This window comes from Jiangella anatolica (genome assembly GCF_003236295.1).
Taxonomy (GTDB): Bacteria; Actinomycetota; Actinomycetes; order Jiangellales; family Jiangellaceae; genus Jiangella; species Jiangella anatolica.
In genome coordinates, this window is the sequence record NZ_POTW01000063.1 from 1 (window position 1) to 13,277 (window position 13,277).

The window sequence follows — 13,277 nt, forward strand, 5'->3', positions numbered from 1 at the left end:
GCGTACAGCCCCACCACGACGACGAGAGCGACGCCCACCCAGGGCAGCGACCGAGCGAACAGCAGCGCCGTGCACCCGGCCGCCAGCAGCGCCAGCTTCCAGCCGGCCGGCACCCGGTGCACCACGGACGTGCCGGGGACGTACGCGCCGGTCAGCATCGTCACCGGACCACCTCGAACAGCCCGGCCACGCCCATCCCGCCCCCGATCGCGGCGGTCGCCAGTCCCAGCGTCCCCGCCGGCGCGCCGCCGCGGACCAGCCGGCCGAACAGCCGCACGACGACGACCGCGCCCGACGCGCCCCACGGGTGACCCAGCGCCAGCGCGCCCCCGTCGGCGCAGACCAGCTCCGCGTGCTTGCCCAGCGGGTCCAGTCCGAGCGCGTCGGTGACCGCCAGCACCTGCCCGGCGAACGCCTCGACGATCTCGATCGCGGCGACGTCGCTCAGCCCGACCCGCGCGGCCGCCAGCACCCGGTGCACGGCCGGCACCGGGCCCCAGCCGGGCAGTCGCGGGTCGCAGCCGACGACGGCGCCGGCCACCAGGCGCAGCCCCGGCCGGCCGGCCCGCAGGTCGTCGCCGGTCAGCGCGACGACGGCGGCGCCGTCGCTGTTCGCGCACGAGTTGCCGGCAGTGACGGTGCCGCGCGGGACGAACGCGGCCGGCATCCGGGCCAGCACGGAGGGGTCCAGCCGGCGCGGCCGGTCGTCGTGCTCCAGCCCGGCGACGGGGACCAGCTCGGCGTCGAACCGGCCGGCGGCGCGGGCCAGCAGCGCCTTCTCGTGGCTGGCGGCGGCGTAGGCGTCCTGCCGGCCGCGGGTGACGCCGCGACGGCGGGCGAGGTCCTCGGCGGCGGCGCCCATGTCCGGGTCGCCGTACTCGGGCGGCGTGAACGGCGCCCGGTCGTACGGCCCGCTCGCCCCGATCCGCTGCGGCGCCGTCGACGCGCTCTCCGCGCCGCCGGCCAGCACCAGCCGCGCGTCCCCGGCCCGGATCGCCTGCCCCGCCTGCAGGATCGCGGCCAGTCCGCTGCCGCACTGGCGGTCGACGGTGACGCCGGGCACGGCGACGTCGAACCCGGCGGTCAGGGCGGCGACGCGGGCGACGTTGCCGCCCGGTCCCATGCAGTTGCCGAGCACGACGTCGTCGACGGAGCGCATCGCGGTCAGCGGCCACACGTCGTCGACGACGGCGGACAGCACCGGGGCGGCCAGGTTCTCCACGGCGACGTCGCGCAGCGCCCTCCCGGCGGTGCCGATGGGGGTCCGGCGGGCGGCGACGACGACCGGCGCGCTCATCGCAGCGGCCGGGTGGGCAGGGTGGCGACGAGCGCTCGCGCCGGCTTGCCGGTGGACGTCCGCGGCAGCTCGTCGACGGCGAGCCAGCGCCGCGGCCGCTGACTCGGCGTCAGCCCGGTCCGGGCGGCCGCCTCCAGCTCGGCCCGCCGCACCCCGTCACCCGAGACGACGGCGGCGACGACCTGGCCGAGCTCCGGGTGCGGCAGGCCGACGACGACCACGCCGGCCACCCCAGCGACGGAGGCCAGCACGGCCTCGACGTCCTCGGGAACGACGGTCGCGCCACCGGTGAGGATCGCGCCGTCGCCGCGGCCACGCAGCACCAGCGGCTCGGCGGAGTGGGCGAGGTCGCCGACCGTCGCCCAGCCGTCGCCGTCGCGGCGCAGCGGCCCGCCGTCGCCCAGGTAACCGTGCGCCAGCCAGGGCGAGCGCACCCACACCTCGCCCGCCCGCAGCTCGATCTCGACCTCGTCGAACGGCCGCAGCCCGGATCCGTCCGGGTCGACGGCGACGAAGGACAGCTCGGTCGCGCCGTAGTAGGCGACGACGCCGATCGCCGCGGCCGCCGCCCGGTCACGCAGCGTCGCCGGCAGCGCTGCGCCGCCCACGACCGCCGTGCGCAGCCGTCCCGGCGCCGCGTCCAGCACGGTGGACAGCCGGTGCGGCACCAGGTGGACGACGTCGGCGTCCGGCAGCGCCCGGGCCAGCGCCGGCGCCGACCAGTCGCCGGTCAGCAGCACCGTCGCACCGGCCGCCAGCGCGTGCGCCGCGCCGAACGCCGTCAGCGACCACGACAGCGCGCCCGGGACCAGCACGGTGTCGTCACCCGTGACCCCGGTGAGCCGGTCGGTCGCCGGGAACGACCCCGTCCACGACGACCGCGACCGCACCACCACCCGCGGCCGGCCGGTGCTGCCGGACGTGAACCCGGCCCAGGCCAGGTCGTGCGCCGCCGGGTCGTCGACCGCCGCCGGGAGCGGACCGAGCAGCGCCCTCCGATGCTCGGTCCGCCACGACGGGTCGCAGGCCAGCGGGACCGCGCCGGCGGCGTCGGCGCCCAGCATCGCGATGAGCTGGGCGACCGGGTCACCGTCGGGCAGCGGGACCAGCGCGCCCGGCTTGACGTCCGGGCGGGCCCGTTCGGCGTCGCGGGCCAGCTGGGCGTAGGTGCGTGTCGTGTCGCCGCACCGGACGGCGATCCGGTGCGGTTGTGCTGCTGCGTGTGCCAAGACCTCGCGGAAGACCGGCATCGACGCAGCGTCTCAGGCCCGGCCGGAGCCGGTGTCGTCGCCCCCGGCCCGGCCCTGGACCCGCTCGCGGCGGGCGGCCGGCGCGGCGTCCGGGTAGGCCCGCTGCGCGCCGGCCGCGACCAGCGCCGCGAACACCGCCTTGGCCGCGTCACCCGGGACGAACGCCAGCGCCAGCGTGAACGTCTCCGGCAGCGGCACCCCCGTGACCGCCGACTGGACCGGGATGCCGATGGCCAGCGTCGTCGCCGCACCGAGCACCGTCGCGACCAGCACCCAGTGCGTCCCCGGCCGGCGACCGGACCGCTCGACGATCAGCCCGACCACGAACGCCGACACGACGAACCCGATCAGGTAGCCGACCGAGCCGCCCGCGAACACGCCCAGTCCGCCCCGTCCGCCGGCCAGCAGCGGCAGCCCGGCCGCGACCAGCGCCAGGAACAGCGCCTGCGACAGCGCGCCCCGCTTCGCGCCGAGGATCGCGCCGGCCAGCAGCGGCCCCATCGACTGCAGCGTGACCGGAACCGAGTTGCCGAACAGGTTGAACGCGCCCGGCAACCCGAGCACCGCGGTCAGCGCGGCGAATGCGGCGATCCGCGCGAGATCGGCGGCCGGCAGCCGCGACCTTCCTGGCATCGAGCCCTCCTTGGACGTGCGTCCGCCGCGGGAGGCCGCGGCGGTGTGCCTCCACTGTGACCGACAAGGCGCCTCGCGACATAGTCGGCAAATCACACCAGGCCGCGGCGGCCGGGTTGGTGGGCCTCCACAACCGGGACCCTGTCGGTGGGTGCGGGCAGAATGGACGGCGTGAGCGACGAGATGGCGATCGGCGGACTGGAGACGCCTGTCGGGCGCATCAGCGTGGCCGTGACGCAGGACGGTCTCGCCGCGGTCGGCTGGGGTCGCCGGCCCGACTCCGGCGACCCCGCGCTGCTCGCGCCGGTGCTGGCCCAGCTGGCCGAGTACTTCGCCGGGCAGCGCCACGACTTCGACCTGCCGATCGACTGGCGCCGCGTCACCGGCTCGGCGTCGGCCGTCGTGCTGCGCACGCTGTACGACACGGTCGGCTACGGGTCGTCGATCACCTACGGCGGGCTGGCCGACCGCAGCGGCACCGGCGTCCCGGCCCGGGCCATCGGCGGCATCATGGGCTCCAACCCGATCCCGATCGTCGTCCCGTGCCATCGCGTGCTGGCCAGCGACGGGCTGGGCGGCTACAGCGGCGGTTCCGGCGGCAACGGGCTGGAGGTGAAGCGCTGGCTGCTCACGCTCGAGGGCGTGCTGCCGCCGACGTTCGACTGGAGCCCGGCCGGTCTCACCGTCTGACCCCTCACGCACCCGCCGGCCGGAGCACTGCCATCCCGGCGTCGGTCGCAGCCTCCGCGAGCCGGTCATCGTAGGTCACCAAGGCGTCGAAGTCGGTGTCGAGTACACGAGCGGTCGCCAGGTGGATGGCGTCGAGCGAACGGAGCCTCCGATCCGGCTCGTCCATCGCACGCTCGACGATGTCGTCGTCGATCGCGATGATGTCGAAGGCCGTCAGCAGATCACGCGCGTCCGGAAGTGCCGACGGGAGGACGCGGGCGACCGCGCGCACCACCTCGATCCGCAGGAGCGCCGAACTCACCCAGGACGCTGAAGCGTTGGCGTCGTAGAACTCGGCGAAGGCCGCGGAATGCTCCTCGTCCGCCAGCAGCTTCAACGCCGCCGACGTGTCGATGTAGTAGACGCTCACCAGCGCTCTTCGTCGCGCAGAGCGGTAAGGGCGTCGCCCAGCCGATTGGTCCCGTCGCCGCCGCGCATCCGCGGCCGGTACCCCGGACGCTCGGCCGGCCGGACGCGCCCGGATTCGATGAGTCCAGTCAGAACCGGCCCCGGGGACCTCTCCTCCACCGGGACGATCCGGGCGATCAGCCGGCCCCGTTCGGTGACGTCGACAGTCTCGCCGCGGCGCACCCGCGCCAGGATGTCCCCTGTGCTGTGGCGCAGCTCCCGGAGACCTACCGTGTGCTCATGGGCAGCGGTCATGCGGCGAATGTATCACATAAATGTGCAACACCGCGTGGCCCCTACGGTGACAGAATGACCGACCCGCTCGCCGAGGACCCGTTCGACTACCAGGTCACGAAGGCCGGTCCGATCCGGGTGAGCCGCGGCGGCCGGGTCGTCGTGACCGTCGCCGGACGCGCCGCCGAGCGCCTGGCGGCGGCACTGGAGCAGGCCGCCGACGACCACGAACGCCAACTCCTGCTCGCGAAGGCGACGGGCAACTACAAGCGCGGCAACGAACGCCGCTGACCCCGAGCCCGCGGGGCGGGGCGTCAGCCGGCGACGGCGTGCAGGGAGCCGGGGCGCAACCCCGTCAGCCGGTCCAGCGCACTCGACGTGGGCTCGTCGCCGGGCAGGTAGACGAGGATCCGCTGGTGCAGGCCGTCGGAGAGGTCGAGCGTCTCGTACGCCAGCCGCAACTCCCCCGCCTCCGGATGCACGACCCGGTCGACCCCGGCACGGACCGCGGGCATCGCCGACGCGGTCCAGCGGGACGCGAACGAGGCGCCGGCCAGCACCGTCAGCTCGTCGGCCAGCGCCGCGAGGTGCTGGTCGTCGGGGCCGGAGTCGAGCTTGAGGTTGGCCACCAGCGCGTCGGCGACGACGTGCCAGTCGGGGTAGGTGGCGCGGGCCCGCGGGTCGGTGAAGTGGTAGCGGACGAGGTTCGGCGCGTCGCCGGCCAGCAGGCCCAGGGGCTCGGCCAGCAGCTCGTACCCCGTCGTCCACGCCAGCGCGTCGCCGAGGCGGTTGACCAGCACCGCGGGTGCCGGCTCCAGCCGCGCCAGCAGCGCCCGCACCGTCGGCCGGACCGTGGCCGCCGGCGCCGGCGGCGCCTCGAGCGCCGGGCAGTAGAAGTCGCCGCTGGTGGTCTTGGCGAGGTTGCGCAGCAGCACCCGCTCGGCCGCGGACAGCTGCAGCGCCTCGGCCAGCGCGCCGAGCACCTGGGCGGACGGGTGCCGGTCGCGGCCCTGCTCCAGCCGGGTGAGGTAGTCGACGCTGACACCGGCGAGGATGGCGAGCTCCGCCCGGCGCAGCCCGGGCGCACGCCGCCGCGGGCCGGCGGGCAGTCCCACCTCGGCCGGGGTGATGGCATCGCGCCGCGAGCGCAGGAACGCGCCGAGCTCGTTGTCGCTCACGCTGCCCAGGTTACCGCCGATGTCCGGACCAGCCGCGGGAACGATCGCACGAGGGTGGCCCTGACGGTGCCAGCCTCACCGCGGCCTCCCCTTCCGGCAGCCGGAACCACCAGCATCGCAACCATGTCCAACGTCTTCACCGAGGCCGAGCTGGCCTACCTGGAGAGCCAGCCACTGGGCCGGCTGGCCACCGTCGGCCCGGGCGGCCGGCCGCACATCGCGCCGGTCGGCGTCTTCTACGACCCCGAGGCCGACGCGATCGTCGTCGCCGGGCACGCCGGCAGCGGCTTCGGCGCCAGCCGCAAGTTCCGCGACGCCTTGGCCCACCCCGAGGTCGCCTATGTCGTCGACGACCTCGCCAGCATGGATCCGTGGACGCCGCGCGGCATCGAGGTCCGCGGCGCCGCCGAGCCGTTCACCGACGGCGGCGCGGAGCTCGGCGTGCGGACCACCAAGGTCATGCCGTTCGACCCCGCGTGGCTGCGGGTCCGCGCCCGCCGCGTCCTCTCCTGGGGCATCGAGCCCGGAGCCGCAGACCCCTACGCCCGCGACGTCGCGTGACCGACTACGGCCACGACCTGCGCTTCGGCGTCAACGTGCTGCCGGCCGCCGGGCAGCCCGAGGCCGTCATCGGGCTGGCTCAGCTGGCCGAGCGGGCCGGCGCGGACCTCGTCACCTTCCAGGACCACCCGTACCACCCGGGCTTCCTCGACACCTGGACGCTGCTGAGCTTCGTCGCCGCCCGGACCGAACGGGTGCGGCTGGCCGGCAACGTGCATCCGCTGCCGCTGCGACCGCCGGCGGTGCTGGCACGGGCGGCGGCCGGGCTGGACGTGCTCAGCGGCGGCCGGTTCGAGCTGGCCCTGGGCGCCGGCGGCTACTGGGACGCGATCGAGGCGATGGACGGGCCGCGACGCACTCCGGGCGAGGCGGTCGAGGCGCTGGAAGAGGCGATCGCGATCGTCCGGGCGACCTGGGCGGTGGACGAGCCGGGCGGGGTGCGGGTGGACGGACGGCACCACCGGGTCGCGGGGACGGCGCGCGGGCCGCGGCCGGCGCACGCGATGGAGCTGTGGCTCGGCGCGTACGGGCCGCGGATGCTACGGCTGACCGGGCGACTGGCCGACGGCTGGCTGCCGTCGCTGCCCGCGCTGAAACCGGGCGCGCTGGCCACCGGCAACAAGATCGTCGACGAGGCCGCGGCGGCGGCCGGGCGGGACCCGGCGGCGATCCGCCGGCTGCTCAACCTCGGCGGCGAACTGCCGGCGCAGGTGCTGGCGGAGCTGGCGCTGGCCGACGGCGTGAGCACGTTCATCCTGATGACCGGCGACCCGGCCGTCGTGCGGCGGTACCTGGACGAGACGGCGCCGCGGGTCCGCGTGCTGGTCGCGGACGCGCGGCGCCTGAGTGCCGGCGGCTCCTAGGGGGTCAGAGCCGGCGGCACTGGTCCTCCTTGTTGCCCTGGACGATGTTGCCGCTGCCGGTCGGCGCGGGGATGTTCTCCTTGCACTGCAGGTTGCCGTTGATCCGGTTGGACGAGATCGTCTGCTTGCCGCGGTTGGTGAACGACTGGACGTCGCCGGTGACGCGGTTCGACGTGATGGTGGCGGTCTTGCCCTGCTTCAGCTGGACGCTGCCGCCGACCGTCGACGAGGTCAGCGAGACGTGCCGGTGGTTCTCGGCCTGCACGTTGCCGACGACCCGCACGCTGGTGGCGTAGAGCGTCGCGTCGCGCTCCACCTTGATCGTGCCCTTGACGTAGGTGCCCTTCAGCGTGCACGTCGCGTTGCTGGGGACGCGGAGGTTGTCGACGGTGACGGCGCCGATGGTGCCGCGGCAGGTGCGCTCCTCGGCCTGGGCGGGTACCGCGCCGAGCAGCGTCGCGGCCAGTGCCGCCGTGATCACGAGTGCGATGCGCTTCATGGATCCTGTCCCTTCGCAGCGGCCGGCGGGGGCGCCGGCTCTCTGCGTCGAGCCTCCCGAAGCACCCGCAGAGCAGCGTGAGGCGGGAGTGAGACAGCTCTCATCGACAGATGTCGACCCCGCCGGGTGGGGTTTCCGACACACGGCCGGTGACCATTCGTCCCGGTTTCTCTATGTTCGGGCGCAATCCCGTCCCCCGGCGACAAGGAGACCCGCCCTCATGGCACGACGCTTCAGAGCGGGCGTAGCGCTCGGCACCCTCGCGGTGACCGGCTACGCCCTGCTCGCACCGCCCGCACAGGCCGGGCCGGCCGCCGCCCCGGACATCGAGGTCGACGTCACAGCCGGGCTGTCCGGCCACGTCAACCTGGCCGGCGCCGGCCTGATCCCGGTCACGGTGCACGGCTCACCGGCCGTCGACGTCGCCGACATCGACCTGGACACCGTCACGATCGGCGACGTCGCTCCGGCGCGGTCCGCGTCCGGCGCCGTCCTCAGCCACGTCGGCGACGTCGACGGCGACGGCGCCGACGACCTCGTCGTGCACGTCGACAAGCAGCGGCTGGCCGACGGCGGCGAGCTGACCCCGTCGACCGGCGTCCTCCAGCTCACCGCGACCACGGGCGACGGCGACGGGGTCGGCGGCGCCGCGGCCGTCGAGCCCGAGGTCAGCCTGGAGCTCAAGTTCGCCGAGGACTACGCGGTCCGCGGCGGCAGCGAGGCGACGCTGCGCAGCACCGCGGGCGAGAGCCTGGACGCCGTCCGGGACGTTCTCGACCGGCACGATGTGAGCGCTCTCATTCCGTTCGTCGAGCCCGCGCAGGCCGCCGACCTGGCCGCCGCCACGACCCGCGCGCAGGCCCGCTCGGCGCAGCCGCTGCCCGACCTCGCGTCCTGGTACACCGCGCTGCTGCCGGCCGGCGCCGACGTCGACGCCGTCCTGGCCGAGCTGACGGCGCTGCCCGAGGTCGTCCACGCCTACCCGTCCCCCGAGCCCGCGCCGCCCCCGGCGGAGCCGACGCCGGACCTGTCCCCGCTGCAGGGCTACCTGCGCCCGTCGGCCACCCACAACGGCGTGGACAACGAGCTGGTCCGCGCCGACCCGCGGGTCCGCGGCGCCGGCATCCGGGTGATCGACCTGGAGTACAACTGGAACCCGTTCCACGAGGACCTGCAACTGGACTGGTCCAGCGACATCGGCCAGGGCCGGTTCGTCCGCATCGAGACGTTCGGCGACGACCACGGCACCGCCGTCTTCGGCGAGATCGCGGCCGTCGACAACGGCTTCGGCGTGATCGGCGGCGTCCCGGACGTCGACATCTACGGCATCTCGCCGGTGGAGAACCTCGGCGGCGGCCGGACGTCGTGGCGGCCCGGCCCGGCGCTGGCGTTCGTCGCGGCGCTGAAGGACGCCGACGGGCAGCCGTTCGTCCGGCCCGGCGATGCGCTGGTCCTGGAGCAGCAGACCGCCAGCCCGCTCGGCGGCAGCCGGTACGCGCCGCTGGAGTGGATCCCGTCGGTCTTCGATGCCAACAAGGTGCTGACGGCGATGGGCGCGAACGTCGTGCTCACCGGCGGCAACGGCAACACGAACACCGACGACCCGATGTACACGCTGAACGGGATCAAGTGGTTCGACCCGGCGGTCCAGCACTCCGGCGCGATCTACGCCGGCGCCGGCGGCAGCGGGCTGCGCGCGGCCAACCCGGCGCGGTCCCGGCTGAGCTTCTCCAACTACGGGCAGCGCTTCGACCTGCAGGGCTGGGGCCAGGACATCTACACGACCGGCTACTGCAACGTGCTGTGCACCGAGCTCGGCAACGACCACAACCGGGCCTACTCGCGCTCGTTCAGCGGCACGTCCGGCGCCGGCCCGATCGTCACCAACGCCGTCGTCGCCGTCCAGTCCTACGTCATGTCGGTCGGACTCGGCCCGTGGACGAGCGCGCAGATCAACGAGCTGCTGCGGTCCACCGGCGCGCCGCAGACGACGAACCCGCAGGAGAACATCGGCCCGCTGCCGGACCTGCGGGCGGCGCTGCGCTCGATCGAGGTCGACGCGCCGGCGACGGTGCTGCAGCTCAACCAGCGACCGGCCCGCGACGGCTCGTACGTCAACCCGACGGTGACGCTGACCGCGGACGACGGCTGGGGCTCGGGCGTGAACCGGATCATGTACCGGATCGACGGCGGCCAGTGGGAGACCTACACCGAGCCGTTCCGGATCCGTTCGCTGGGCGAGCACACGATCGAGTACCGCTCGAACGACGCGAACGACAACACCGAGCAGACCCACTCGATCACGATCGTCAACCGCGGCCGGGGCGACTGACCCGACAGATGTCCGACTGACGCGGTAGATGTCCATGCACCTGTCCGGTGACCGTAGGTCGCTCGACGGCCTACGGTCGCCGGACCGGTCCGCTTCCCCCGCGGTCCGGCGTCGACCCATGGGAGGGCGCAGTGACGGCGAGTACAGAACGGCGGCCCGCGAGACGCGGCCGGGCCTGGCGGGCGAGGGCGGTCGTCGGCGCGGCGGCGCTGGCGCTCTCGGCATCGGCGGGGGTCGTGTCGGCCAACGCCGAGAACGCGGTGGCCGAAGACGAGACCGCCGGCCCCATCGTCCCCGTCGACGAGCAGGTCTGGGAGGAGCAGGCCGAGATGACCTGGGACGACTACGTCCAGGTCCGGCCGGACGCCTGGAACCAGGACACCACCAGCCAGGGCTCGGAGAACCAGTACCGCACCGCGGTGATCCTGCTCGAGTACCCGGACCAGAAGTTCCTCATCAGCCAGGAGCCGGGGTCGCACCCGTTCGGCAACCCGCTGCCGCCGTGGGCGCCGGTCTCGCCCGACGAGGTCAACCAGTGGTACTACGACTACTACGCCGTCCCGAACGAGTACAACGGCGGCCAGACGCTGCACGGCTACTGGATGGAGACCAGCCACGGCCGCATCGGCGTCACCGTCGAGGTGTTCGGCCCTTATCAGATGCCGGCCAAGGGGCACGAGTACGGCCTCAGCGAGTTCGGCCTCGAGGTCACCGGCCCAGCCTCGGTGTGTCCCGCCGGAGACCGCTGCACGGGCATCGTCGACCCTGCCCGCAACAACTTCAACGACCGGAACATCCGCCACGTCGCGAACGAGCTGTGGCGCAACGACATCGGCTGCGCCCCCGGCACCGGGACCGGCCAGCTCTCACTGTGCGGCTTCGACAACGGCTTCTACGTCACCGCCGGGCACGACGAGACGTCGACCTGGCAGGAGTTCGGCGAGATGATGTTCCGCACCGCCGAGGACGTCCCGCCCACGTTCGGCCCGCCCGGCGCGACGGAGGGCCCGGTGCTCAACGCCGACGGCAACCCCATCGCGAACGCCGTCGGCACCCGGTACGTCGACTGGACCTCGTGGCAGGCGGCCGGCAACCACTGGCCGAACGCGAGCGCCGGCACGTCGACCCAGGCGGAGAACTCCGGCCTGAGCGTGTTCGCGCACGAGTTCAGCCACCTGCGCGGCCTTCCGGACAACTACAACAACCCGTTCGACCCGGCCAGCGGCCGGGCCGGCACCGCCTACTGGGAGATGATGAGCCGCGGCTCGTTCAACGGCCCCGGCGGCACGCACAACCGCTGGCAGGTCCCCAACGCGGGCGGATCGGCGCTCGGCCCGCACCACACGCTGTACTTCAAGACCACCGGCCAGGGCCGCCTCGGCGTCGTCAAGCCGGAGGAGTTCCTCACCATCACCCGGGCCGGGCTGGCCCAGCAGGGCGTCGCCGTCACGCCGATCAAGGGCCGCGAGTACGTGCCGGACGGCGACATGGTCGGCCTGAGCATCGGGCTGGACAGCCCGTTCGTCCACGGCACCTGCCAGGCGCGCACGAACGACCCGTTCTTCTGCACGCCGCTCACCACGGCCTGGAACCAGTTCAACGTCGAGGTCGTCGAGCGGGTCGGCAACGACTCGTTCGTCGCGGGGCACGGTGTGCTCATCGGCCAGTCGCGCAACAGCGGCTCGCCGCGGGCGTGGCTGGTGGACGCCAACCCGAACGACATCGGCCGGATCGACTTCTACCGGCCGGGCAACGCCACCGAGCCCGGCGGCGAGCCGGTCCCCGTCGTCAAGGGCGACCCGCGTCAGCTCGACGACGCGACGTTCCACGCCGGCACCGCGTCAGGCAGCGAGTACGAGTACCTCGACGCGCCGAACAAGCTGCACTTCTACGTCCTGGACACCTACCGGGACGAGGAGGGCGAGCTGTTCTACGACGTCGCGGTGCGGCACACGGAGGCCACCGACACGTACCAGCGCGGCGCGGCGCTGAGCGAGTCCGCCACGTACGCCGTCGGCGACTCGACCGCCCTGGTGAACGTGCCGCTGACCAACACCGGCGCGGCCGGTGAGGGCATCTACGGCTCGGACGTGTACCGGATCTCGTCGACCATCGAGGGCGAGGGCTGGGACGTGACCCTGCCGTACGAGATCAAGGCGGCCGCCGCGGGCGGCACCGTGCCGGTCTGGGCGTACGCCACCGCGGGCGAGGACGCCTCCGAGACGGCCACGGTGACCATCACGGCGACCAGCGAGTCCGACCCGACCGCGACCGTCACCGTCGAGGTCGAGCTGAAGTCCGGCAGCCTGGACGTCGCCTACGACAACGCCCAGGAGCTGCTGGCCGACTACCGCGCCGGCGGGTTCCTGACCCAGGGTGAGCACCAGCGGCTGCGGGCGCAGCTCGACATCGCCGAGGCCGCCCACGGCCGGGCCGCCGAGCGGGCGATCGACCGGTTCACGACGATGTCCGAGGACGTCGCCGGCACCGGTGCCCGCACCCTCGTCAGCGCCGCCCTGGTGTCGCTGGCGGCGGAGCTGCCGGTCGACTGACCAGCTCGCCCCACCCACACCGGCCACCGGGTGCCGCCGTCCGCAGCGGCGGCCCCGGTGGCCGGTTCCACGTCAGCGGGTGGCGAGCTCCACCCGGATCCGGTGCTGGTGCACGTTCGCCGCCACCACGCCGGCCAGCACCAGCGCCGACGCGACGAACACGGCCGCGCCCGGCGGGTCGCGCCACACCGCGGCGAAGAGCACCGACGCGGCGGCCAGGGCCAGCATCAGCACCGTGACCTGCCGCAGCGAGACGGCGAACGCGCGCACCGCGGCCGCGCCGTACCGCCGCACCGCGTGCCGCACGATCACCCGGCGGCCGTGCTCGGCCTCCGCCGCCGACACCACACAGAAGATCGCGAACAGCACGAACCACTGCGGCGTCAGCCACCGCTCGCCCATCCCGATGACGACGAACAGCGCGGCCAGCGCGAGGAACACGAGCACCAGGCTGACGGTGCCGACGAGGTCGACCCGGCGCAGGTAGTAGCGCGACCCGAACAGCACCGCGAGGTACTCCAGGATCGTCGCCGCGACACCGGCCAGCCAGAGCAGCACGGTCGCCCAGTAGTGCCAGGTCCCGTACGGCCCGGCGATCAGCACGGGCAGGACGGTGACGGCCGCCGCCAGCGAGATGCCGGCGATGACCGTCAGCAGGATCTGGTAGTCGTGGCTCCCGCTGTCCGGGACGGTTCCCTCTGGTCGCAGTGCCATCGGCGCCTCCCCGAGACCGGACGGTGA

14 protein-coding genes are annotated in these 13,277 nt (G+C 74.1%); 6 read left to right on the forward strand and 8 right to left on the reverse strand.

What is annotated here, in order from left to right; all coding sequences use genetic code 11:
• Positions 1 to 160 precede the first annotated feature (160 nt).
• The 3 genes from C1I92_RS22030 to C1I92_RS22040 are packed head-to-tail and all read right to left on the reverse strand — an operon-like array spanning position 161 to position 3,180.
• Entirely contained in the window at positions 161 to 1,297 is a 1,137-nt protein-coding gene (locus tag C1I92_RS22030; RefSeq protein ID WP_111256805.1) for a thiolase family protein, read from the reverse strand.
• Complete coding sequence (locus C1I92_RS22035; protein WP_111256806.1) at positions 1,294 to 2,547, reverse strand: AMP-binding protein; 1,254 nt, start codon at positions 2,545 to 2,547, stop codon at positions 1,294 to 1,296. Before C1I92_RS22035 ends, C1I92_RS22030 begins: the two co-directional genes overlap by 4 nt.
• Positions 2,548 to 2,559: 12 nt before the next feature.
• Positions 2,560 to 3,180 carry a biotin transporter BioY gene (locus C1I92_RS22040; protein WP_111256807.1) on the reverse strand — a complete coding sequence of 207 codons (621 nt, stop codon included), beginning with the start codon at positions 3,178 to 3,180 and terminating at the stop codon, positions 2,560 to 2,562.
• Positions 3,181 to 3,342: 162 nt separating this feature from the next.
• Here C1I92_RS22040 and C1I92_RS22045 point away from each other — a divergent pair, with 162 nt between their 5' ends.
• A complete protein-coding gene (locus C1I92_RS22045) occupies positions 3,343 to 3,870 on the forward strand; it encodes a methylated-DNA--[protein]-cysteine S-methyltransferase (protein ID WP_438940535.1) in 528 nt (175 codons plus the stop codon).
• Between the two features lie 4 nt (positions 3,871 to 3,874).
• Here C1I92_RS22045 and C1I92_RS22050 read toward each other — a convergent pair whose 3' ends face one another.
• Both C1I92_RS22050 and C1I92_RS22055 read right to left on the reverse strand, forming a co-directional pair.
• On the reverse strand, positions 3,875 to 4,279 hold the full coding sequence (locus C1I92_RS22050; protein ID WP_158564235.1) for a type II toxin-antitoxin system VapC family toxin: 405 nt from the start codon (positions 4,277 to 4,279) through the stop codon (positions 3,875 to 3,877).
• Positions 4,276 to 4,572 carry a type II toxin-antitoxin system Phd/YefM family antitoxin gene (locus C1I92_RS22055; RefSeq protein ID WP_111256809.1) on the reverse strand — a complete coding sequence of 99 codons (297 nt, stop codon included), beginning with the start codon at positions 4,570 to 4,572 and terminating at the stop codon, positions 4,276 to 4,278. The genes C1I92_RS22050 and C1I92_RS22055 overlap by 4 nt, the downstream gene beginning before the upstream one ends.
• Before the next feature lie 54 nt (positions 4,573 to 4,626).
• On the opposite strand from C1I92_RS22055, the gene C1I92_RS22060 reads away from it, so the two are divergent.
• Complete coding sequence (locus C1I92_RS22060; RefSeq protein WP_111256810.1) at positions 4,627 to 4,842, forward strand: hypothetical protein; 216 nt, start codon at positions 4,627 to 4,629, stop codon at positions 4,840 to 4,842.
• 23 nt (positions 4,843 to 4,865) lie between these two features.
• On the opposite strand, the gene C1I92_RS22065 is transcribed toward C1I92_RS22060, so the two are convergent.
• On the reverse strand, positions 4,866 to 5,729 hold the full coding sequence (locus tag C1I92_RS22065; protein ID WP_111256811.1) for a helix-turn-helix domain-containing protein: 864 nt from the start codon (positions 5,727 to 5,729) through the stop codon (positions 4,866 to 4,868).
• A 123-nt stretch (positions 5,730 to 5,852) separates the two neighbouring features.
• On the opposite strand from C1I92_RS22065, the gene C1I92_RS22070 reads away from it, so the two are divergent.
• A complete protein-coding gene (locus tag C1I92_RS22070) occupies positions 5,853 to 6,290 on the forward strand; it encodes a PPOX class F420-dependent oxidoreductase (RefSeq protein WP_111256812.1) in 438 nt (145 codons plus the stop codon).
• Complete coding sequence (locus tag C1I92_RS22075) at positions 6,287 to 7,153, forward strand: LLM class flavin-dependent oxidoreductase (protein WP_111256813.1); 867 nt, start codon at positions 6,287 to 6,289, stop codon at positions 7,151 to 7,153. The genes C1I92_RS22070 and C1I92_RS22075 overlap by 4 nt, the downstream gene beginning before the upstream one ends.
• A 4-nt stretch (positions 7,154 to 7,157) precedes the next feature.
• Here the strand turns inward: C1I92_RS22075 and C1I92_RS22080 are convergent, their stop codons facing one another.
• Complete coding sequence (locus tag C1I92_RS22080; protein WP_111256814.1) at positions 7,158 to 7,652, reverse strand: hypothetical protein; 495 nt, start codon at positions 7,650 to 7,652, stop codon at positions 7,158 to 7,160.
• Positions 7,653 to 7,872: 220 nt separating this feature from the next.
• Here C1I92_RS22080 and C1I92_RS22085 point away from each other — a divergent pair, with 220 nt between their 5' ends.
• On the forward strand, positions 7,873 to 9,984 hold the full coding sequence (locus tag C1I92_RS22085) for an OmpL47-type beta-barrel domain-containing protein (RefSeq protein ID WP_111256815.1): 2,112 nt from the start codon (positions 7,873 to 7,875) through the stop codon (positions 9,982 to 9,984).
• 131 nt (positions 9,985 to 10,115) lie between these two features.
• Positions 10,116 to 12,536: an immune inhibitor A domain-containing protein gene (locus C1I92_RS22090; RefSeq protein ID WP_146605235.1), complete on the forward strand. Its 2,421-nt coding sequence runs from the start codon at positions 10,116 to 10,118 to the stop codon at positions 12,534 to 12,536.
• A 72-nt stretch (positions 12,537 to 12,608) separates the two neighbouring features.
• Here the strand turns inward: C1I92_RS22090 and C1I92_RS22095 are convergent, their stop codons facing one another.
• Positions 12,609 to 13,250 (reverse strand): hypothetical protein, encoded by a 642-nt coding sequence (locus tag C1I92_RS22095; protein ID WP_111256817.1) that lies wholly within the window; start codon positions 13,248 to 13,250, stop codon positions 12,609 to 12,611.
• Between the last annotated feature and the right edge of the window lie 27 nt (positions 13,251 to 13,277).